Below are 23301 nucleotides of genomic sequence, written 5' to 3'. Positions count from 1 at the left end.
TCGTTATGAAACGTTGCCTACGATTGCTTGGGCGGCTGATATTGAGGCAGAGGGCGGCAAGGCTGACTGACTTATGATAACCTCACCTGTTAAAAATCTCCCTCATGTTGATTCTCTGTCTTAAGATAGATGACGATGGTGACAGGGGTCACTGCGATCGCCTCAATTAGCGCAGATCTAGAAAAACTTCTTCCAGAGCAAGCCCCAATGAGTTTAGATATCCTGTGGCACGGATGGGCGATCGCTCTAGCCATCCAGGTTCTATTAAACTGAGGGGGATTATTCGGCTCAAGGATGAGAGGTGCGTGATGAATTCGCTGCAAGGGCAAATCGCCCTAATTACTGGGGCTAGCAGTGGTATTGGTGCAGCTTGTGCGAGGATGTTTGCTCAAGCAGGAGCTAAATTAATTTTGACCGCGCGGCGTCAAGAGCGCTTAGAAAGCCTTGCCCGTTCGCTCATGCAGGACTTTAACTGCCAACTTTACTGTCTGGCGCTGGATGTGCGCGATCGCACCTCCGTAGAGCAGAGTTTCGCAAATTTGCCCCCGGAGTGGAACGCAATTGAGATTTTGGTGAATAACGCCGGTCTGAGTCGGGGGTTAGATAAGCTTCACGAAGGCGATATTCTCGATTGGGAGGAGATGATTGACACAAACGTCAAAGGGCTGCTATACGTGACGCGAACCCTCGTTCCGGGCATGGTTCAGCGCCAGCGCGGTCACATTGTTAACATTGGCTCGATTGCCGGTCATCAAACTTATCCCGGCGGTAATGTATATTGTGCAACTAAGGCGGCAGTGAAAGCCCTTTCCGAAGGACTCAAACAAGATTTACTCGGAACGCCCGTGCGCGTGAGTTCGGTCGATCCGGGGTTGGTGGAAACGGAATTTAGCGAAGTGCGCTTTCATGGGGATACCGAACGCGCCAAAACGGTTTATCAGGGTTTAACGCCGCTGACGGCTCAAGATGTAGCGGAAGTTGTGTTATTCTGCGTCACCCGTCCGGCCCACGTCAATATCAGCGATGTCATTTTAGTCCCAACCGATCAAGCAACAACCACCTTGGTTCATCGCATTACTCAATAATGCGATCGCAGCCTCTGCAATTAGACAGAGAAAGGCGATCGCGCCATCCTGTATCCTGACCTTGGGTAGTAGTACCAATTAAACTAACTTATGGAAACTCCCAAACTTCTCGTTGATTGTCAATGTAAAAATGCTGAAGGTCCCCTTTGGCATCCTCAAGAACAACGTCTCTATTGGAGCGATATTCCCCAAGGTCGTTTATTTCGCTACGATCCAAAAACCCAAACCTCAGAACAAATCTATCAAGGTGAATCGGTCGGTGGATTTACCATTCAGCAAGATGGCTCTTTGTTACTGTTTAAAACGAAAGGAACCATCGAACGCTGGAAAGACGGCAAAATTACCACCTTATTTCCTGAAATTCCTGAAGAACAAGAAACCCGCTTTAATGATGTCATTGCCGATCCAGTCGGTCGCGTCTTTTGCGGTACGATGCCAGCACCCGATCGTTTAGGTCGCCTCTATTGTCTTGACCTCGATGGTCTGCTGACATTGGTTTTAGATGAGTTGAATGTCTCCAATGGGATGGCCTTCTCGCAAGACCGACGCTATCTCTACCATACCGAGTCAGAAGCCCGGATTATCTCTCGGTTAGATTACGAGATTGCAACAGCTAGCCTCAGCAACCGCCAAGTCGTCCTCACCACCCCAGAAGATGAAGGCGTCCCCGATGGGATGACGCTGGATGCAGAAGGTTATATTTGGTCTGCACGTTGGAATGGCGGCCATTTATTCCGCTATGCACCGGATGGGACAGAGGTGATGCGAATTCCCTTTCCTGCAAAGAAAGTAACAAGCGTTACCTTTGGCGGCCCAGAGTATACGGATATGTTTGTCACCACTGCGGGGGCTGACGATCGCGCCAATGAAGGGGAAGGCGCAGGCGCTGTCTTTCACTTAAACCTGGGAATTCAAGGGGTTCCCGAATTCCTCTCGCAGATTTCGGTGTAACGCCTGATTGACTGACAATCACTGCTAAAGTTGGGTGAGCGTTAGCGTCACTCAACAGCAGCCAGGGTTGGGTTGGGTTTCGGATCTCAACCCAACGCGACTATCTTCTACTGGGAGACTAACCGAGACATCGGAATTTCTAAAGCAAACTCAGCCCCTTGTCGGGGGACAGAATGGCAGGTCATTTTTCCCTGATGTCTTTCAACTACAATTTGATAGCTAATCGCTAAACCCAAACCCGTCCCTTTACCCACAGGCTTAGTCGTAAAGAACGGATCGAATAAGCGACTTTGCAGAGATTCGGGGATACCCAAGCCATTATCTGCAATCCGAATTCTAACGTAAGGGGAGCAGTGTTCGGTATCAATGCAAATGCGGGGAGTAAATGAGCGATCGCCTTCTGCTAAATGCTGGTGAAGCTTCTCCTCCAACGAATCAATCGCATTTGAGAGGAGATTCATAAACACCTGATTTAATTGTCCGGCATAACACTCCACCGAGGGCAACGCGCCATAATTTTTCACCACTTCAATCGCAGGGCGATCGCCTTTAGCTTTGGTGCGATTTTGCAGAATCATCAACGTGCTGTCAATCCCCTCATGAATATTCACCGCCTTCAACTCCGCCTCATCCATCCGCGAGAACGTGCGTAACGAAGCCACAATCTTTTGAATGCGTTCGCTACCCACCCGCATCGAGTCTATAAGCCTGGGTAAATCTTCCATCAGAAAATCGAGATCGATATCAGCTTGTCGATCTTGAATGGCTGGCTTGGGGGTCGGGTAATGTTCTTGATAGAGTTGAATTAACGCCAATAGGTCGCGAGTATACTCATCGGCATAGGTGAGATTGCCATAGATAAAATTCACCGGATTATTAATTTCATGGGCAACCCCTGCCACCAATTGTCCCAAACTCGACATTTTTCGCTTTGAATCAGTTGCGACTGCGTGCGCTGTAACTCCTGTAGCGTTTTTTCCAAATTTTCCGCTTGTTGGCGCAAGGCAACTTCTGCTTGCTTGCGGGCGGTAATATCGCGCAAGACCACTAAATATTCTGGGGTTTGTTGCTTCGTGCGCTCAGAAATGACAATTTCCACCGTGCGTTCAGTCGCATCAGATCGTTGCAAGCTTTGTTCGCTGCGGTGTTGCCATTTGCCGGAAAACAGGTTTAAATTCGGCAGTAATTGAGTTAAAGACTGTCTGAGTAGTTTATTTTTCGGAATCCCAAACAGGTGAGCCGCCGCCGCATTCGCTTTTAAGATTTTACCCCCTTCATCCACAACCACAATGGCATCTGAGGCATCTTTAAACAATTGTTCGGCTTGTTCTCGCGCTTGAGCGATCGCATTCACTTGCGGTAAGGTTGTCCAACAGGCGATCGCCACCCCCACCAACACCACCGTCATTAGTAGCAGAATTAAGAGATGAGCATTCGTCCAGCTTCCCATCCCATCCAGGATCGCCCGCACAAACCAACCCACGGCAGTAGCGCTGCAAATCAACACAATCAGCGTGCTGACTTGCCATAAAATCGGATCGGCAATGGGGATAAACGACTGACGGCGGTAGTAGCGCCGCCACCACTCCGGATGAAACAGCGCCCAGCGGATCTTGCGGATCGCCCCATCAACTCCCAAAACTCCCAAGGGAAACGCTAACCCCAACAACAGGCTTTGCCAACTCCACGCCCACCCGCCAACGACTAACACCACCATTTCCACTCCCAAAAAGCCTAGCGCCCAATGCGACCATAACGCCTCTGGCTGACGGCGGTTTAACCACACCCCCCAGTGAACCGCCATCATCGAAATCAGGTAGCCTGTACCCGTAATCATCACCACCTGGCTAAGATTTCCCCATACCAAACACAAGAGATTGAGGCTTAAGGTAAACAGCAAAGCCGGTCCTAAAACGCCTTGGCGGGAAGAGACGCTGAACACGGGGGAGGCGTACCCATCTAGCGCTAGTTGATACAACACGCGCGGGGAATTCGACACGGCTGTCGCCGAACTCATCAGACAACAGGAGGCTAACAGAAAGGTGACAATGGTTCCGGCGGCTTCTCCCCAAAAGGGTTGGGCGGCTGCGGTTAAGTTCAGAAAGGCACTATCGGCAACTTCTGCCCCGGCTGCCATTCGCATCAAAACCCAGGAACCGCCAATATAGACTACGGGTAGCAACCCGGCGGCAAATTTGAGAGATTGCAGCGTTTGTAAGGGGCGACGGCTATCGGCGACAAAGGAGGAGGCGGTTTCGCAACCATAGGCCGCATAAACTGCGACAAAGTACCATTGGCACCAGTCGATGAAAGAGAAGTGAGGCGTTGCTGGGGGCAAAAGGCTAGGGCTGTTGGGAATTAAGGTCAGCCATCCTATACCCTGAAGGCAAAAGGCTAAGATAAAGCACAGGGCCGGTAAGACCAAGAATAGGTGTAGGATGCCCAAAGCCCGCGCCCCGCTGAAGGCAACAATAAAGGGTAAAAGGGTAAAGCCGATGCGTAAGGGCAGATCCGGGGGGTCAAACCCTAAAGGTCGCAAATGGGTATGAATTAAGTCAGTGAGAATAAAGGCATTCATGGGGGGAACGGATACCCACCCCAAAAGATAGCCGATCGCACTATATCGAGCCAGAAAGGGATAATCTTTTAATAAACGAGCCGCGTAGTTGGGAGTCCCGCCAGACATTTGCGGCCAGGCTTCTCCTAAGTGTTTGATTTGAATGTTGAGTAAGATACCTGCGATCGCAGCCGGTATCCAAACCCAAATTGCTTGAGAACCCAAGGCGGCGTGCATGGCGGGTGCAGGTCCTAACCACAGGAAAAGACCGCTTAAACCAAAGCCCCAAGTTTCTAGCAAACTTAAACTCCGAGGCAAGCGAGCAACTGAATTAAACTGGGGAAGCATCTGACTCGACATAGGGCGTTGATCGATAAACTCCCGCAATGGGGATGGAGACAAAAGGTAGCAATACTGAGGGAAAGTACAACCTGAATAATAGATGCACCCCTGATGAACGTCGCCCGGTTGGGTCTTCAATCCTACAATTGGCTTTGAAGAGCAACTGTTCAGCAAAAACTTTGCACGCGCCTTCAAAGTCCCGCCTCACCTGATTGACAAAACTGTTGAAAGCCTGGGTTTCGTATGAAAGCCTGGGTTTCGTACCTACTTTACCGGGTTATTCCCAACTTTGCCATTGAGACACCCAATGTTGAATAAACTGATTAATTTGTTCGCGACGGGTTTCAAAGTTATAGGCAATCCAAATTAAGCTGATGCCAACGGCTAAACCGACAACCCATTTGATAAATGAGTAGTCAAAAATGAGAATGACTAATTGATAGAAGATATGAAGGATAAATGTGAGGGTGCCAACCAAAAGAAAAGCTCGGACTCGCAAACTTAACCCGGCAAAAATCGCGAGTAAACTGAGAATTCCCGGTGTGATTCCTCCTCCGGGTTGAGTGAAGAGGGCGGTGAAACAAATAAGGCTGCTGCCCAAGAGGCGGATAAAGTGACGTAGCGGTCTGTACGTCGGTTGATTCAATAGAGAATCAACTTGGGCAATGTACAAAATACAGCATCCTAACGGGACAATATACCAAATGGGATGGGTTAAGCTCAAGGTTGCAAAATAGCGCCAGGATATCCATAACAACAGTAGGGTGCTGATGTAGGTATAGCGGATTTGTTGGTTATCCCAGGCGAGAAAGAGATAGAAAATGACTGCGATTAACAGGCTGATGGGGTAAAATTGGGCGGGATTTTCGACGATGCCAATTAAGGGAACCAAGGTGGCAGCTAGTTTCCACGGGCGGTTGGACCATCCCCAATTTTGCCAAGGCAGGATATATAAAAAGTAGGCGAATAGAGAGGCGATCGCCACTTTCCAGGGAACTAAGGGGCCGGCTAATAATTGAGCGAGGGGGGTACTCAACCAATAAATTCTCAGCGCTAAGGCTTCTAGAAAGCCGAAATAGACCCAGATTTCGCCCCCTTTGAGGTGGGGATGGTTGCGTCCCTGAAACAGGGCATACTGGACGAGGAATGCCCCTGTCCCAAAGCCGAGCATTAAGGTGGCTTCAATGGGATAAAAGGAGGCGATCCATAGGATTAAGCTACTCCAAATCCAATGGACGTGGGTGGCTGTTCGCAGTTCTGTCTCGGAAAGGGTTAATGCTACCCTGAGCCAAGGGGAGAGAAGGCGATAGAGGTAGAGGATCGTGGTTCCTAAAGCGGCGATCGCGACTAACCCATCTCCGAGGTTTCCTCCCGGTTGTTGGGCAAGCTGATAGAGTAGAAGTTCGTAAGCCCCAATGGATATTCCTACCATTCCCAGGTAGACAAAGGGCTTGAATTTGCGCCGCCGCCGCCCTAAGCTGATGACGATTAGGGCAATTCCCAAGGTGGTGAACCCCGTCCAAGCAGTAATGCTACCCCAACGTAAGATGGCTCCGAGTCCGGCATAAATTAGGGGTAAGATATGCAAGCTGGGAAATAGGGGGTGTTCGGGGTGGCGATGGTACCACCCACTGGCTAAGGCTTGAATCAGCAAACCGAGGATAATATTGGCAATGGCGATCGCTAAAACCGATTGTCCGACAAAACCCAGGATTTGAACGGTTAGCAGTTCTAACGTCCACCCCACACTATAGACGTGCCAAGCGGCGGGCGATCGCCAATATAACAGCATCATACCCACCAACAACAGGGCAAGGGCTGCGATCGTTCTACTGTTGGGCGAGAAGAGATGGGCGAAGACTTCGCTATAAATGCCCCAAGAATGAAGGGTGGCGATCGCCAGTAGCGCAGTTAATAGGGCAATCTGCCAAAGTTGGGCGGCTTTGGCGTAGGCTTGTTGAATGGGGGTGGAATAGCGGATGAGGGATTGATGGATGATACCTAGAATTAGGGTGGCGATCGCGCCGACAATCAACCAATCCCATTGACGCACAAACGGGGCTTCCCAGAGGAGGGTTGCTACAAATCCTAAACTAAACCCTACAGAAAGGGTGGCTGCTAAGGTATTTCTTAAATAGCGCGTCTGGATCGACACGAGTAGGGTAGCGATCGCGAACCCGGCGATCCGCAGGGAAACGGGGAAAAATAGCGGAACTTGCGCCACCCCGCAGACTAAAATACTGGCATAGAGGAATAAGGGCGATCGCGGTAATTGCCAACTGCGATAAGCGGTAATTCCCATTGTCACCATTGCGGCGACTCCCAATAGGGTGGGGTTGATTTCTCCCCATTCGGGAAGCGCTTGTCTGGGTAGAATAATTAACAACGTCAGCAGGCTAGGACAAAGAGCGATCGCCCAACCATCCACCGCGAAAGCATAGATCGATCGGGGAAGGCGTCGGGCGATTTGATAGCCTTGGGCCAGATAGCCATACAATAGCCACAACCCCGTTAGGATAAAGCTCAGAGTCACCATCCAAGCTGAAATCGAACTCACCCAGGCTTCAGCTAAGAATGCACCGAGGAAACCTAAACCTAAGCCAACCGCGATCGCGCCTGCATATAACGCTTGCAGATATTGCGTATTCACCAACATCAACCCAAAACCTAACCCCAAACTGACTAAGCGCAGTCTCGGTTCTTCTAGGGTTAAGAGTTGCGCCAGGATAATCGCGATCGTACTATATTGGCTGGCGGCTTGAGTTCGCAGGCGGTTGAAACTCGCAACCATCGTCAAACCAATCGGCGCTACCCCCCACAACAAGCAATGGGTAAAACTGGCTTCCTGCTGACACAAGGTACTGGTAGACAAATAGGTCAAAACCGCCAAACCTAACCCTAAATGCCATGCACTCGCGCGCCAAACGCCCCCGTCTCCAAACGTGCTAAACGCCCATTCTGCTAGCATTAGCCCCAAAGTGACAATTAACCAGGTTTGACTGGGAAGGCTAGGGAATGCTGCATTAATACCGGAAAACAAAGTAAGCAAACCTGTAATATGCGTCAGGTAAACTAACGTTTCTCCCCGTTGCTGGCGGGCGGGAGAGGTTGGGGTTGCCAGATAGCGTTGGGTGACGCTATATAAAATCAGGGTTGAACCGAACAGATTCATCGCCTGTAGGGTAGCCACCCAGGAACTTACCAGCGTTAATGTCAGACCCAAAATTAGCGTCAACCCTTCCCCAAAGTTAACTAACCGGGTTTGTTGTTGTCGGTCGAGTTGGGCACAACCCCACGCACTTAGGGCAAGATAAGGTAAAAGGGCAATTCCCCATAAAGCTTCAGGATAGCTAGTGAGTTCTATTATCCGGTTTTGGAGCGGATCGGGGAGAATTCGCCACAGGAGGAAACAGGCTTGCAAACCCGTCACCCACAGGAAGAATAAGTCGCGACGCCGCCAAGCCGTAACCAGGCGAGTAGCGAAGAACCAGGCGGCTAAACCGCTGACAGCGATGGCTTGCAGGGGAATATCCCCAACCGTGACAACCCAACCCAGAAAGATGAAGACGCCACCCACGGCTTCCCAATTCCAGATACCGAGATGCGGTAATGGACGTTCGGCGGGAGGTTGACGTTCTACCCGTATTAAGAGAAAGCCGCAAAGGGCGATCGCCAAACCTAGATAGCGGATATCCCATTGGGCAACGAATACCGCCCGCCCTAAGAGGATTAACAGGGCATAAATGACTAAAAATGCTTTTTTAATCGGCAGACGCCCAGAAGCGTTTCTATCGCCATCTACAGGGGTTTCTCGACGGGGAAGAAAGCTGCCTAGGGCAGTTCCGCCCACCCCTAAGTAGACAGCAACTCCGGGCCATTGAGGAATAGCCCATCCCCAATGCAAGAGGCTTAAACCCAGATGACCGAAGGGGATAGGGGGTAAGAGTTGTAGGCTAATTCCGACTAGACTCGCAGAGGCGATCGCGATCGCGCCCCAATTCCAGGGAGACTGCCACAAGCCAAAGGTATCCATCGCCCAGAAATTGACGGGAATCAGTAACAGGGTAGCCAGTCTCAGGGTTTGGGCCGTTAAGCGTAAATTCGCCTGTCGATCTGCCCACAAACTAATTAACCAAAAAACAATCGTATATCCCCACAACACGCCATATTGTCCGACCGCCGGAAACCGTTCCCACTGACTGGCAGCTAAAACGCCGGAGGAGACAACCACGAGAAAAACGCCCAGAAATAACAGCCAGCGAACGCTGAGTTCTGCCATCAACGACTGCACCATCTGCGCTAAGAAGCTGGGTTTGGGTGCAGTCGCCACCGTCGGTTTAACGGGTTTAGACGGGCGCGAACGGGGTGGAGGCGAGACAACCTCAAGGGGTTGGGGTGGGGTAACAACTTCCGGTAGCGGACAAGTGAAATGCTGGCGACACAAGCGCCTGACTTGGAAATCGTCAATTAACCCCAGTTGCAACCAAGCCTCAAGTCCGGTGAGGATTTCGGGACGATCCGCTTGAGTTGCAATCTCAATTTTGATCGAGGGATGGTGAGGAGAGGACATTGGGAATTATCCGATAGGACAACATCGAGGATGAAATTCCGGCTAACGTTGCTTAGGTTTTCTTACAGGCTGTAAGATTTTCAGCATGGCTGGCGAGTTGCCATTGCAATAGCCTGGGTGTGTCACTTTTCCTGAGTGTCCTCGGAAAACCCCAAAACTCTGGAAGCAATCGGATTAATTTAAGCTGCCGAGTGGCCTAGCACTTTATACACTTGGCGCTGTTCAAATAATTCCACCAAATCGGTATTAATTTTATTTTTGCCCGCTTCGGCGCGGAGGATGTTGAGAACGACATCGACGGGGAGACGCCGCTTGTAAGGGCGATCGCTCGCAGTTAGGGCATCATAAATATCAGCAATGGACATAATCTGCGTTTGGATGGGAATCTCATCTTGCACTAAGCCGCGCGGGTAGCCGCTACCGTCGAGTTTCTCATGATGCCCGTAGGCAATGTTGGGGACTTGTTTGAGGTGCTTTGTCCAAGGAATGCGCTTGAGGAATTCGTAGCTGTGGGTAACGTGGGCTTCAATAGCTAGCCGTTCTTGGGGGGTGAGGTTGCCTCGCGGCACCATGAGTTGCGCCATTTCCTCTGGAGTGACTAAGGGTTTGAGTTGCCCGTCGATATCCCGGTAGGTGGATTCGGAAAGGGCGACGAGTTCGGCTAGTGCGGCTTCAGAAAGGGCCTGAAATTCTCGCGTCTGGATGGCTTCGGGTTCGTTGAGGTCGAGTAATAAGTCCCAGTAGCGATTCAGTTGGGTAATGCGAGATTGCAATTGGCTTTCTAAGGCGCTGAGTTTCTGGCAATGCAAGCATTGTTGCGTCTCGGCGGGCGAGTGGATGGAGTTGAAGGGATGCTCGATGAGATACTGGAATTTGCTGTGGGCGCATTCCATTTCGAGGGTGCGTTGGGCTAGGGCAAAGCGATGGCGGATGACATCGAGTTGTTCGGGATAGAGTTTTTTGCGCTTGCCTAGGATGGCTTCGGGGACGCCGATTTTACCGAAGTCGTGCAGGAGGGCGGCGTAGCGAATTTCTTGGATTTGGCGATCGCTAAAATAAATGGATCGTAAGGGGCCCGCGTTGACGCTGGTTGCTTCTAAGCTTAGACCGACGGTTAATTCTGCAACTCGTTCGGAATGACCGTAGGTGGTCGGATCGCGGGCTTCAATGACTTGAATGGAGGCTTTGACAAATCCTTCAAAGAGATTTTCAATACTTTCTTGAAGTTGGTTGCGTTCGATGGAAATGGCGGCTTGGGAAGCCAGCGATCGCACGATGTTTTCTTCCCATGCTGAATAAGCTTTTGTCCGTAATAGGGTATTTTCTTCGGTTAAGGCAACATTGGGTTGAATTTTGCGATTGATCAGTTGCAAAACCCCGGTGATTTCTCCTTCTTGATTTTGCATCGGTAAGACTAACACCGAGCGCGTGCGGTAGGAAAAATCGCGATCGAAGTTACGATCGAGTTGATAGGGGACGGTTTTTGGCAACTCGTAGGCGTCTGAGATATTCAGGCTTTCCCCGGTAATGGCGACGTAGCCTGCCAAGCTAGCTGGCGTTAGCGGCATGGCAAATTCGCGAAAAGAAGCGGCCGGAATGGAGTCATTTTGGGCCGTTTTAAACACCAATTTGGGCGATTCATCGCTGCGATCGACGAGGTAAACACTGCCCGCATCGCTACAGGTAATTTCTCGACTTTTGGACAAAATTAGGTTTAATAATTCTTCCAAGTCATGGCTTCCTGACAAGGCAGCCCCAATTGAGAGAAGTTGCTCAATTAATTCAGCTTGTTCTGCGGATTTTTGGAGAATTTCCTGATGGTGAATTGGCGAGATTGCAGGATGAAGCGCATCCATTTCGGTGTTCCTTCTAGGGTTGTGCTTGCTTTCAAACTCCCTCGGACGGGAATCGATCTCAACCGAGGTTAGGCGCTAGTTCATTTATGACCGATCGCGTCCGTAAAAGTCACGTCTTTTGTTCTATCTTTGAGAAATCTTTGAAATTGCGATCGCCATCGATCGGCAATTTCCCGTAGCGCCACTCGTTCTGGGGAATCAAGTTTTTTAAGAAGGCTTAAAATGAGGGTCATGCGACCTGGAAATTGGGGTTTTTCTAGGTAACGGTTGAGAACGTTCTCAGAGAAAATGCGAAACAGATCGGTCGTTTTCCCTGTGCGATCGCGGAGATGAAAGGTACAATTTTTACAAGATTCGCTCATGCGATTGATGGAGTTGGCAGCCGCCCCATTAGTTTTAGAGGTTCAGATTTCTCTATAGTGGCTATTCTCCCACGTCAATGACGTTGTTGATAAAGCTAGGTTGAGCGCGTCAAGAAAAGCACTACAAGGTTGGGGGAAACTCTTTTTCTTTCTCCCCCTCTTTTGAACTAGAGGGGCGATCGCCAAGTGCGAGTCAAAGGCCCTTCAGCTTGTCTTCAGCGTTATGGCTACAGCTATATCCCAACGGGCTTGCATATTCCTCTACCCCCTGTTAGAACTTTTGTCAAAAATTCAGTATCGTTTGCTACTGTTTTGTGAAGTTATCAAACAGTTTCTTGACTCAGGCGCTCAAAAATTCGTAGTCTTTGTTACAGAAATATTTGTATTTTTGTCCATTTGTACCCTGCTGTTGTTGAGGAACGTCTCGATGAAACTGTATGCAGATCGCGTCACAGACCCAAAGCCTTTATCCTTTGCTGGGGGAATGCGGTTATTTCAGCCTCAATTCACCGCCCGCCCCGAAGTCTCTCCTAACCAGTGGGTGAAGTTAACGCAACCCCTGAGCGACTACAGCGACGATGAAGCGCTTTTGTTGTGCCAGCAGTCTGCAACCGAGTGGGTCGTCTGGATTCCCGGTTATGGGGAAGCGATCGTGCATCAGAGCGAGTTCTGTTAACCCATGCGGTTCTGTGCGTTTGGCGAATCGCCCCCATCGAATTCCTAGGAATGCAAATGCGATTCCCGAAGGGAGCGCTACGCGAATCGCCAACGCTCCAAAGTTCCATAATATTTTCAACCCGATTAGAAAAATTAATTAGCAGAATTACGAAGTATTATCGGTCAGAATGTAGAGAAATGAAGGTTTTTGGGGGGGCGATCGCCGATTATAGTAAACTTTAAAAGTAGCTCAATTGAGATGGAAAATGGCTTCTCAGCAACAAAAACAGACGAATAATCCCGAACGCAAATCCTTACCTTCTCCCACCCACCCCAACCAAGGACTCTCCCTCGCTTCTACTCCAGCGTACCGCTTACCCAACGACAGACCTGTGGCTAGCAATCAAACCGTAGAAGATTCCGACCAACTGATGGGTTATCTCGATTAGTCTTGTCCAAACCGCCTGTTGGTTTGGCCAGCAAAGCTGCGTAAAATAGGGAAGTTTTCCCAAGCTTTCAAGATGTTAGGAGGTGGGCAATGCCCGCAGCAGTTGGCGTGATTCAGACCATTGGGTTTCCTGCTATCTTGGCGGCGGCAGATGCTGCCGTTAAAAATGGACGAGTTACGCTAGTCTATTACGATATTGCGGAGAGCGGTCACTTTTATATTGCCATTCGCGGGAGCATCTCAGAAGTGAAGCCCGCGATCGCAGCCGGAATTGAAGCCGCTGAAAAAACCTTTGGTGGAGAGGTTGTCACCCATTACATTGTGCCCAACCCTCCAGAAAATATTGTTGCGGTTTTACCGATTGAGTATACGGAACAAGTTGAACCGTTTAGAACCTAATTTCATTCCTGCTGAGATAGCTGAAAAGGGAAGTAAGGCTCGTACAATAATGCTTGGGTTTCTCACGCTTAATTAATCAGGAGAAAGGAATGTCCATAGTTGCCGTTGGCTCGATTGAAACAAAGGGGTTTCCGGGGATTCTGGCTGCTGCTGATGCAATGGTCAAAGCCGGTCGAGTCACTTTAGTCGGTTATATTCGGGTCGGGAGCGCTCGCTTTACCGTGATTATCCGGGGCGATGTCTCGGAAGTGAAAACGGCAATGGATGCCGGAATTGCGGCTGTAGAAAAGACCTACGGTGCAACCTTAGAGTCTTGGGTGATTATTCCGCGACCCCACGAAAACGTGGAATGCGTTTTACCTATTGCCTTTAGCGAAAAAGTTGAACCCTTCCGCGAAGCTGTCGAACAGTTCCGCATTCCCGGACGCGGGGCCTAGAATTTGCGGGAGAAATGTCCAATTCTCTCCCGCAAAAATCGGTAAAATATGACGGTTGTATACGGCGACACGAGCGTTGATAGAGCGTTATACTCTGCCCGAAATGGGCGAATTGTGGACAGAAGCCTATAAACTCAAGACTTGGCTGCAAGTCGAGATTGCAGTTTGCGAGGCGCAAGCGGAGTTGGGATATATTCCCGCCGACGCAGTAGAAGAGATTAAGGCAAAGGCGAACTTTGACCCCAAACGGGTTCTAGAGATTGAAGCGGAAGTTCGCCACGATATGATTGCCTTTCTCACGAATGTGAATGAGTATGTGGGGGATGCAGGTCGATACATCCATTTGGGGTTAACCAGTTCGGATGTGTTGGATACGGCTTTGGCGCTTCAGATGGTGGCGAGTTTGGACGTGTTGCTCGGACAACTCGAACAACTGATCCAAGCGATTCGCTACCAAGCGCAGCAACATCGCGATACGGTGATGATTGGGCGATCGCACGGCATCCACGCCGAACCGATTACCTTTGGCTTTAAGCTGGCGGGTTGGCTGGCTGAAGTGTTGCGCCATCGCGATCGCCTTTGTCGCCTGAACTCGCAAATTGCAGTCGGGAAAATTTCCGGCGCGGTGGGTACCTATGCCAATATTGACCCCAGAGTGGAAGCGATCGCCTGTGCCAAGTTGGGGTTAGAACCGGATACGGCCTCGACTCAGGTGGTTTCGCGCGATCGCCATGCCGAGTTTGTCCAAACCCTGGCCTTGCTTGCCGCCTCCATCGAACGGTTTGCTGTGGAGATCCGCAACCTGCAACGCACGGATGTTTTGGAAGTAGAAGAGTATTTTTCTAAAGGTCAAAAAGGATCTTCTGCCATGCCGCACAAGCGCAACCCGATCCGCTCGGAACGCCTAACCGGGATGGCACGGGTGATCCGAGGCCATGCCGTCGCCGCGCTAGAAAATGTTGCCCTCTGGCACGAACGCGATATTTCTCACAGTTCCGTTGAACGGGTGATTCTGCCAGATGCTTGCATTTTAATGCACTTTATGCTGGTAGAAACGGCAGATTTGATTAAGCATCTGCTGGTGTATCCCGAAAACATGAAGCGGAACATGAACCTCTACGGCGGTGTGGTGTTCAGCCAGCGAGTTCTCCTCGCCCTGGTGGAAAAAGGCATGAGTCGCGAAGAGGCTTATCGCGTGGTTCAAGGATGCGCCCATACTGCGTGGAATCAACCGAATGGCAATTTCCAAGCCTCGATCCAGCAAGATCCGCAAGTGACGCAATACCTTTCCCCAGAGGAGATCGAACAATGTTTCGATCCGCAGCATCACTTAAAACACTTAGACGAGATTTACCAGCGTTTAAGCATTTAAGGCTAACGAGAGGCAGGTGTAGCGGGGGCTGCATCTGTCTGTTTTGTTTGGGGCTGAGTTTGACGAGATTGGGGTAAAAACCGATAGTAAAGGAAAAGATCTTTGTAAGGAATGCTAGCAACGTCTGTCTTGAAAAGGCGATCGCAGCTAAACATTCTAGTTCAGTAAATTTACATACCTTAGTATCCGTCATCAGGATAACCGCACATTAAAAAAGTTGCCACTTATTTTTTGTGACCTCCGCAGTCTTGATTTGAGGACAATTCAAAGATCCAAAGGAGGCGAAGTATAAAATAATTAAGAGGCGATTGAGCTAGATTTGGGATTAAAAAGAGTGAATAATCCTGCGAGTATAGGCGAGACGCCTGCATGTTTCTATCTGCGTCTCCGTACATTCTCTTAGAGAAAACTTGTATTAATATCTCAGTAAAATTACGACGATCGCCCTTACGAGGCAGAAGACACTAAATTCATTCTCGATAAAAAGGCCCGCAAGCGATCGCTTTGAGGGTTCGTCAATACCTGACGTGCATTCCCCTGTTCTTCCACTAACCCCTGGTTGAGGAAAATGACCCGATGCGCCACTTCCCTAGCAAACTGCATTTCATGCGTCACCACCACCATCGTCATCCCTTCTTCGGCTAACTGCTTCATCACCATTAGCACTTCCCCGACTAATTCCGGATCGAGGGCGCTGGTGGGTTCGTCAAAGAGGAGGATTTTAGGACTCATACAGAGGCTACGGGCGATCGCAACTCGCTGCTTTTGTCCCCCCGATAATTGTTCTGGGTACGCATTCGCCTTCTGGGATAAACCCACCTTTTCTAGGTAATGATGCGCCAATTGCAAACTCTCGCGGCGGGATTTATTCTGCACCTTCTGGGGTGCTAGCATCAAATTTTCAACGACGCTGAGGTGGGGAAACAGGTTAAACTGCTGAAACACCATGCCAACTTGCGATCGCAATTCCCGCAACTGGTGCGTCTTCAAGTTCGGTCGCGATAAATCAATATTATTGACAATTAACTGACCGCCATTAATCGTTTCCAGACGGTTAAAACAGCGCAGCAACGTACTTTTACCGCATCCAGATGACCCAATCACAGCGACAACCTCGCCAGTGCGAATCGTTCCGCTAACGCCGCGCAGAACCTCTAATTCGCCATAGCTTTTATGCAAATCTGTAAAAATAATGGCAGGGCGGGAATCTTCCATGCTCGAAGTTGGGTAAACCTGTGCTGCTCTAAAAGACTATCCTAGCGGTAATTTGTCAAATCGTATTGGTTGGTACAATTTGTTAACTTTATTTCCCGACACACTAAAAAACAGAGTAGTTTTTTCTTGACTGCCGATTGTCAAAATCCCTTTTATTTGATCGCAACTTGATAAAAAATGCTGAGATTCACTCGTTCGCGCTTTGTACGCCGTCTCGTTCCCGGCTTAGTCGCCCTTTCAATTGTCACAGCTTGCGGAGGGAACCAAACCCAAACCGGACAAGCCGGAGGACAATCCCTCACCGTCGCTACAGAACCCGCCTTTCCTCCCTTTGAGTCGCAGGGGGCGGGCGGCGAACTTGAAGGCTTTGATATTGACTTAATGAACGCTATTGGCGAAGCCGCAGACTTGAATATCCAATTCCAAAGTCTCCCCTTTGATGGGATAGTCCCCGCCTTACAAGCCGGACAGGTGGATGCAGCCATCAGCGCCATGACCATTACCCCCGAACGCCAGCAAACCGTTGATTTCTCCCGACCTTACTTTAAAGCAGGTTTGGCGATCGCCGTTCGCGAAAACAACACCGACATTCAAGGCTTTGACGACCTCAAAAATAGACGCATCGCCGTCCAAATTGGCACCACAGGCGCAAACCAAGCCAAAAACCTCGAAGGGGCAACAATCAGCACCTTTGACTCCGCCCCCCTCGCCCTGCAAGAATTAGCCAACGGGAACGTAGACGCCGTTATTAACGATGCCCCCGTTACCCTATACGCCATTGAAAGCGGCAACCTGCAAGGCTTAAAAGTCGTGGGTCAACTGGTGACAGAAGAATACTATGGAATTGCCCTCCCCAGAAACTCCCCCAACCTCGAACGGGTGAATCAAGGCTTGACCGAAATTAAAAACAATGGCACCTATGCTGAAATTTATCAGAAATGGTTTGGGGTAGAACCGCCCACTCTACCGGAAACTGCACCCACAAACTAACGCTATCCTGAGTTGGGTTGAGTCGCGCCAAGCTGAACCCAACCTCAGCCAGCATCGGGTTTTTGGAGTCAATTTAGGCAATCTACTTTTTCAGCTTAATTTATTAATCGAGATAAAATCGTGTGGGAACCTCTGCAAGTTATTCGCGACGCCTTACCTAACCTGCTGTTAGGAGCAATTGTCACCCTTCAGTTAACCGCTTTCAGCACCGTTTTAGGGATGATTGGCGGGTCTTTAGTCGCTATTGGTCGGTTGTATGGCCCAGTCCCGCTAAAATTATTGATGCGAGTGTATGTAGACTTTTTCCGAGGAACGCCCCTACTCGTTCAGATTTTCATGATCTATTTTGGGCTGCCTTCCCTATTGCGAGAACTGGGTTTGCAATTCACCTTTGACCGTTTTCCCGCTGCGGTTTTAGCCCTAACTTTAAATAGTGCGGCCTATATTTCTGAGATTGTGCGCGGTGGCATCCAATCTATCGAAAAAGGACAATCGGAAGCCTCGCAATCTTTAGGCTTAGGACCAATCCAAACCATGCGCTATGTTATTTTCCCCCAAGCTTTACAACGAATGCTACCGCCCTTGGGAAATGAATTTATCACGTTACTCAAAGATACCAGTTTAGTCGCCATTATCGGCTACGAAGAGTTATTTCGGCGCGGTCAATTAATTGTTGCTAGTAACTACCGTGCTTTTGAAATTTACGCAGCCGTAGCGCTGGTTTATCTCTGTCTAACGTTACTTTCTTCGCAAGTCTTTTCTTTCCTCGAAAAATGGATGAGTCCTACTTACCGCGCCCAACGAAAAGCCCGGTTACAAGTTAACGAGTAGTGTTAGGCTAAAACCTATAAATTGGCTGAAACTCGTTCATTGCGTACGCAAGTTAGGTAAACTGACAATTAGCAGTCGATTGATTACCTCAGACTCTGAAAAAATTGCGCGATCGCTTTCAGCCTTGAGTTTTTCGCGTACCCACAAAAAGGGTTGGGTCAAGACTAGCACGACCCAACCGATAGGAAAGGCTATGCCATTAGTGCAACAGTTGGGCGGATAGCTGGTGATGAACTTCTTGGACTTGTTCGTCTAGATCCTGGCTGGTATCGAGAGAGGTGACGTAGTGGCGTTCCTCGGCGGTGTAGGGTTCTAGGGCAGCCAGTTGCGATTCTAATAGGTCTGCGGTGGCATCGGCAATATCGCCGGTACGCTGTCTGAGACGTTCCCGCAAGACTTCCACAGGGGCGATACAGTTGATGAGGCGGAGGGATAAGCCTTGTTCTTTAGCGCCGGCGATCGCCTTTTCTCGATACGCCACGCGATCGTACTTGGCATCTAAGATCGCGTTAAACCCTTGAGACGCCAGGAGCAAACCCAACTCTAAAAGGCGATTATACGTCTTTTGACTCATTTCTGGCGTATACAGGTCATCGCCTCCCCGTTGGGTGAGGGGAATTCCGGCGAGGTGTTTGCGAACCGCATCAGAACGGAGGTGAATTGCGCCTAATTTTCGGGCGAGTTTCCGCGCTACGGTACTTTTACCGGAACCCGATACGCCCGACATCAGGATAACCTGACCTTGTTTTTGTTGGGTATATTCCCAAGCGAGTTTGTAATACTCCGAGGCGGTTTGGCTGGCTTTGGCTTTTTGGGGTTCGGGAACCGCCGGATCGTCGAGTAAGAAAGAGGTGACTTTTGCCCGAACGTAGGCTTGGCGACTCAGGTACAGGGGGAGGAGTTGCAAACCTTCCCAGTCTCCGGTTTGTTCGATATAGGTATTTAAAAAGGCGTTTCCTAAATCTTGGCGTCCCCGCGCTTCCAAGTCCATAACGGCGAAGGCGACATCGTACATGACATCGACAAAGCGGAAGGGTTCGTTGAATTCAATACAGTCAAATAAGACAATTTTGTCTTGCCACAGGCTAATATTGCGGGCGTGTAAGTCGCCATGACATTCGCGGATGCGATGATTTTGAATGCGAGATGCAAAGAGGTCTTGACGTTCGGCAAAAAAGCGATCGCTATAGTCTTGAGTTTGGTCAAACCATTGTTGCGTCTGCGGGCCGCCAATGTATTTCTGGCTTTGTTCGTAGTTTTGATCGAAGGCTTCGCGAATTTGCGAGACTTGACCAAAGCTGCGGATATAGTCGTTGGTGGCTGATTTCGCATGAAACTCCGCCACGACTTGCCCCAAGCGCTGCATCAATTCTTCGGTGAGTTCATTTCGCTCAAACATCCCGCTGAATAGGGCTTCTTGGGGAAATTGGCGCATTTTCACAGCATATTCAACGACCTCCCCCTCTCCTTCGCCGAGGTAAAAGCGATCGCCATCTTGAGAAATCGCCACCACCTCTAAATACAGATCCGGCGCGCCTCGCTGATTCATCCGCAACTCTTCTTGGCAAAAGTGGCGGCGCAATTCTAGGGTAGAAAAGTCTAGAAAGCCGAAGTTTACAGGTTTTTTCAGTTTATAGGCATACTCGCCCGTCAGCAGAACATAGGAAACGTGGGTTTGTTCTAAATGAATCGGTTCTTGTACCGGATGCGGATAGAAATCCGGTTTCAGCATCTGTTGAATGACGGGGGGAAGGCTGGTTTCTGTCATATCGCAAGGTATTAAGTGAAATGCGCTGAATTCAAGTGCCTCGATTCAGCAGCAGGCTAAGTTGCCAGAAAATAGTACCGTACTTTACAGGCTAAAAAGAAACCAGAGGCGATCGCCCCTGGTTGATGCAAATCTAGAAAAACGCTAGATCTAATTATTCAGCAGCGGTTTCAGTTTCAGTTGTGGCTTCTGCGGTTTCGCCTTCAACTTCACCTTCTGCTTCTAAGCCGTACTGAATCCCTTCAAGCGCATCTTCAGTTTCTGTGGCAGCTTCCGAGACTCGCGGTTGCAGAACGCTAACCACCGCTAAATCGGGATCGCCCAATGCTTGCGCGCCAGAGGGCAGAATGATGTCTTTTAAGTAGAGGGTATCGCCAATATTCATCTCGGAAACATTGATTTCAATTGAATCCGGGATGCTATCGGGGGTACATTCCACTTGCAGTTCAGTCAAGGTGGTATCTAAAACGCCGCCGTCTTGTTTCACGCCCACCGCTTCGCCCACATAGCTGAGGGGAACCACCACTTGCAGGCTATCTTGAGAGGCGATCGCAAAAAAGCTGAGGTGATAGGGGAACCCTTTCCAAGCATGGGTTTGCACTTCCCGCAACAGGGTTATCCCTTGCCAAGGTTCATCGGGAATATTTAAGCGAATCACCGTGTTATTCACCGTTGCTTTTTTGAGCAGCAGTTCAACACTTTTGGCATCAACGGTTAAGTGAATCGCTTCAGTTCCCTTATGTCCGTATAAGTTCGCCGGAATTTGACCTTCGCGGCGCAGGGCATTGGGTTTGCTGCCAGGTTGGCGCTTACGACCTTCGAGTGTAACTTCCATCGTTTAATCTCAAATTCACTGCAAATATGGGCAATTGATTTCGCGTTTTAGACGCCGACGGGCGTTCCATTCGCATCGAGTAGGGCGCGTTTCGGACCGTGAATCGGATCTTCAACGATAATGGTCTGATCGCGGCTTGCCCCAAGCGAGACAATCGCAATCGGAACTTCCATCAGTTCGGCGAGGAACTTCAGATAGTCGAGGGCTTGCTTGGGTAAGTCTTCTAGGGTGCGACAATCGGCTGTCGATTGTTTCCAACCCGGTAGCGTTTTATAAATGGGCTGACACCGGGCGAATTTCCGCGATCCGCTAGGGAAGTCATCGCACCGCGTCCCGTCAATTTCGTAGGCGACGCAGACTTGAATTTCATCGAGTTCGTCGAGAACGTCGAGTTTGGTGATCGCGAGGCAGTCTAGACCATTGATCCGTACGGCATAGCGCCCGATGACAGCATCAAACCAGCCGCAACGCCGCCTCCGTCCGGTGGTGGTGCCAAATTCGGCACCGCGATCGCACAATAATTGTCCCACTTCCCCGTGCAATTCGGTGGGGAATGGGCCTTCGCCGACGCGGGTGGTGTAGGCTTTGGCAACGCCAATCACGCGATCGACTGCGGTAGGACCAATCCCCGTTCCCACGCAAGCGCCCCCGGCTACGGGGTTGGAGGAGGTGACGTAGGGATAGGTGCCATGATCGAGATCCAAAAGCGTCCCTTGCGCCCCTTCAAACAAAATATTGCGCTTTTCTTGAATGGCATCATAAATCCGCAAGGAACTATCTACCACATGCGGGCGCAGGCGTTCGGCGTATGCTAAATACTGGTCGATCACTTCCTCTGGATCGAGAGGGGGCAGATCGTAAAGTTTTTCTAAAATGACATTCTTATAATTAACAGTCCACCGCAGTTGTTTTTTCAGCGCTTCGGGTTCCATCAAATCGATGACGCGAATCCCCGTGCGTTCTGATTTATCGGCGTAGGTTGGTCCAATCCCGCGCTTGGTGGTGCCGATCTTATGGTTGCCTCGCCGTTCTTCGGAGGCTTGATCGATCAGGCGATGATAGGGCATCGTCACGTGGGCGGTTTCCGAAATCATCAGATTTTTCGTGGAAATGCCCAGTTTTTCAAGCTGATCGATTTCTTCAATCAGGACTTGCGGATCGATGACGGTGCCGCAGCCAATAATGCACTCGGTATCGGGATATAAAATTCCAGAGGGAATCAGGTGCAGTTTAAAGGTTTTATCCTTTACGACAACAGTGTGGCCTGCATTGACCCCCCCTTGGTAACGTACAACCACATCTGCTGACTTACTCAGCAAATCTGTTATCTTGCCTTTTCCTTCGTCGCCCCACTGGGCCCCAATTACAATAACGTTAGCCAAGGGTCTCTCGCTCAAGCTTTCACACAAACTACCATTATTACCAGGTTGCGTGCATCTCGTCAACCCGCGCTAGCGCAGTGAAAAATCTGGCTTAATTGGGCATTAAACCCGACCAAGCGCAGAACTTCAAGCTATCGTAGAGAGATATTAGCGTTAATTTTTTGTAACAGATTATTGTTGTTTGACCTCAAGAGGCTTTATGGCTTTATATGCGGAACTTCACCGCCACCTGGGGGGGTCAGTCGTTCCCCGCATTCTTTGGCGGTATTTTCATCGTAGCGATGCAGAACTTGCACAACGTTTTCCAGAATACAATAGTTTTGAGGATTTTTACACGCGACCGCGCAACACCCTGGATGAATATTTAGAGTTGCATACCTTAGTAGAAAGCGTGCAAACCTCGGAAACGCTGCCCTATTTTATTTATCGGTTAATTCGCGGGGCGTATATTTTTGAGAATTTGGCGTATTTGGAGTTGCGTTATACGCCTTATTTGCGAACCCCCGAACACCTGAGTCAGTCGCAGCGGATTGACTTGATGCGCGAGATTGTAGAGATTGTGGGGAAAGCCAGTCAACTCCAGGATTGTCCAACCGTGGCTAGCCAGATCCTGTGTATGCACTCGCGCTTGCCCTATGAGGTGAATCGGGCGATTATCGATCTTGCTGTCGAAAAGCGCGAATATGTCTGTGCGATTGATATTGCAGGGGGCGATGCTCATTATCGCGATCGCCTTGACGACATTATCCAGCTTTACGAGTATGCGCGATCGCGCGGACTCAACACCACCGGACACCTGTACGAAACCCCCGATGGCTGCTATCCCGAACTGTTACCCTATCTCATGCGGATCGGACATGGGATTCAAATTCCACTATTGCACCCCGAATTGTTGCCCGAAGTCGCCCGACGCGGACAATGTTTAGAGGTGTGTCCCACTACCTATCTCAAAACCGGCACCCTAACCGATTTGCATCAACTCAAAGTCGTCTTCGATCGGTGCTTTGAAGCGGGTGTAGATGTCGCCATCTGTACGGATAATGCGGGCTTGCATAACGTGCGTTTGCCGTTTGAGTATGAGAACCTGCTGACCCTTGACGTGATTGGTTTTGAGGAATTACAAGCCTGTCAAGAGGCGTCCTTCCGCCATGCTTTTGCCTGGCCCTATCGCGATCGCCCAGCATCCTTACTCAACGGACTGCTGAAAACAGAAACCTCACCCGCTTTAGCGGCTAGCAGCTAGG

Annotated in this window: 16 protein-coding genes and 2 pseudogenes; 10 read left to right on the top strand and 8 right to left on the bottom strand. The window is 49.9% G+C overall.

Annotated features, from left to right (window positions below; genetic code table 11):
- The first annotated feature begins 129 nt into the window (after positions 1–129).
- From QQ055_RS06855 to QQ055_RS06845, 3 genes are all read left to right on the top strand, one after another.
- Positions 130–273 (top strand): hypothetical protein, encoded by a 144-nt coding sequence (locus tag QQ055_RS06855; protein ID WP_283357908.1) that lies wholly within the window; start codon positions 130–132, stop codon positions 271–273.
- Positions 274–308: 35 nt separating this feature from the next.
- Complete coding sequence (locus QQ055_RS06850; protein ID WP_284474200.1) at positions 309–1085, top strand: SDR family oxidoreductase; 777 nt, start codon at positions 309–311, stop codon at positions 1083–1085.
- A 90-nt stretch (positions 1086–1175) separates the two neighbouring features.
- Positions 1176–2036, top strand: a complete 861-nt coding sequence (locus QQ055_RS06845) for an SMP-30/gluconolactonase/LRE family protein (RefSeq protein WP_069966235.1) — start codon at positions 1176–1178, stop codon at positions 2034–2036.
- A gap of 107 nt (positions 2037–2143) precedes the next feature.
- Here QQ055_RS06845 and QQ055_RS06840 read toward each other — a convergent pair.
- The 4 genes and pseudogenes from QQ055_RS06840 to QQ055_RS06825 all read right to left on the bottom strand — a co-directional run bounded on the left by QQ055_RS06840 (position 2144) and on the right by QQ055_RS06825 (position 11723).
- A pseudogene (locus tag QQ055_RS06840) lies at positions 2144–4953 on the bottom strand (ATP-binding protein).
- A 259-nt stretch (positions 4954–5212) separates the two neighbouring features.
- On the bottom strand, positions 5213–9505 hold the full coding sequence (locus QQ055_RS06835; RefSeq protein ID WP_284474197.1) for a DUF2157 domain-containing protein: 4293 nt from the start codon (positions 9503–9505) through the stop codon (positions 5213–5215).
- A gap of 179 nt (positions 9506–9684) precedes the next feature.
- Positions 9685–11361, bottom strand: coding sequence for an HD domain-containing phosphohydrolase (locus tag QQ055_RS06830; RefSeq protein ID WP_284474196.1), 1677 nt, complete (start codon positions 11359–11361; stop codon positions 9685–9687).
- 80 nt (positions 11362–11441) lie between these two features.
- Positions 11442–11723 carry a hypothetical protein gene (locus QQ055_RS06825; RefSeq protein WP_283357903.1) on the bottom strand — a complete coding sequence of 94 codons (282 nt, stop codon included), beginning with the start codon at positions 11721–11723 and terminating at the stop codon, positions 11442–11444.
- A gap of 427 nt (positions 11724–12150) precedes the next feature.
- Between QQ055_RS06825 and QQ055_RS06820 the strand changes: the two genes are divergently transcribed.
- From QQ055_RS06820 to purB, 5 genes are all read left to right on the top strand, one after another.
- On the top strand, positions 12151–12399 hold the full coding sequence (locus QQ055_RS06820) for a hypothetical protein (RefSeq protein WP_283357902.1): 249 nt from the start codon (positions 12151–12153) through the stop codon (positions 12397–12399).
- Positions 12400–12646: 247 nt separating this feature from the next.
- The gene (locus QQ055_RS06815; protein WP_069966229.1) at positions 12647–12829 is read left to right on the top strand and encodes a hypothetical protein; all 183 of its coding nucleotides are present in this window, start codon (positions 12647–12649) and stop codon (positions 12827–12829) included.
- An 89-nt stretch (positions 12830–12918) separates the two neighbouring features.
- Entirely contained in the window at positions 12919–13227 is a 309-nt protein-coding gene (locus QQ055_RS06810; RefSeq protein ID WP_069966228.1) for a BMC domain-containing protein, read from the top strand.
- 89 nt (positions 13228–13316) lie between these two features.
- On the top strand, positions 13317–13664 hold the full coding sequence (locus tag QQ055_RS06805) for a carbon dioxide-concentrating mechanism protein CcmK (RefSeq protein WP_069966227.1): 348 nt from the start codon (positions 13317–13319) through the stop codon (positions 13662–13664).
- Between the two features lie 76 nt (positions 13665–13740).
- The gene (purB, locus tag QQ055_RS06800) at positions 13741–15036 is read left to right on the top strand and encodes an adenylosuccinate lyase (protein WP_069966226.1); all 1296 of its coding nucleotides are present in this window, start codon (positions 13741–13743) and stop codon (positions 15034–15036) included.
- 447 nt (positions 15037–15483) lie between these two features.
- On the opposite strand, the gene QQ055_RS06795 is transcribed toward purB, so the two are convergent.
- Complete coding sequence (locus QQ055_RS06795; protein WP_069966225.1) at positions 15484–16251, bottom strand: amino acid ABC transporter ATP-binding protein; 768 nt, start codon at positions 16249–16251, stop codon at positions 15484–15486.
- Positions 16252–16428: 177 nt separating this feature from the next.
- On the opposite strand from QQ055_RS06795, the pseudogene QQ055_RS10820 reads away from it, so the two are divergent.
- Positions 16429–18072, top strand: a pseudogene (locus QQ055_RS10820) (ABC transporter permease subunit).
- Positions 18073–18271: 199 nt separating this feature from the next.
- On the opposite strand, the gene QQ055_RS06780 reads toward QQ055_RS10820, so the two are convergent.
- The 3 genes from QQ055_RS06780 to QQ055_RS06770 all read right to left on the bottom strand — a co-directional run bounded on the left by QQ055_RS06780 (position 18272) and on the right by QQ055_RS06770 (position 22057).
- On the bottom strand, positions 18272–19840 hold the full coding sequence (locus QQ055_RS06780; RefSeq protein WP_284474194.1) for a bifunctional aminoglycoside phosphotransferase/ATP-binding protein: 1569 nt from the start codon (positions 19838–19840) through the stop codon (positions 18272–18274).
- Positions 19841–19994: 154 nt separating this feature from the next.
- Entirely contained in the window at positions 19995–20675 is a 681-nt protein-coding gene (locus QQ055_RS06775) for a 50S ribosomal protein L25/general stress protein Ctc (protein WP_283357895.1), read from the bottom strand.
- A gap of 47 nt (positions 20676–20722) precedes the next feature.
- Entirely contained in the window at positions 20723–22057 is a 1335-nt protein-coding gene (locus tag QQ055_RS06770; protein WP_286004410.1) for an adenylosuccinate synthase, read from the bottom strand.
- Between the two features lie 199 nt (positions 22058–22256).
- Between QQ055_RS06770 and QQ055_RS06765 the strand changes: the two genes are divergently transcribed.
- A complete protein-coding gene (locus tag QQ055_RS06765) occupies positions 22257–23300 on the top strand; it encodes an adenosine deaminase (RefSeq protein ID WP_284474193.1) in 1044 nt (347 codons plus the stop codon).
- Position 23301 lies beyond the last annotated feature (1 nt).

Source organism: Geitlerinema calcuttense NRMC-F 0142, assembly GCF_030285425.1.
Note: the sequence above shows the minus strand (reverse complement) of the source record. Positions and strands in the feature narration are given on the sequence as shown.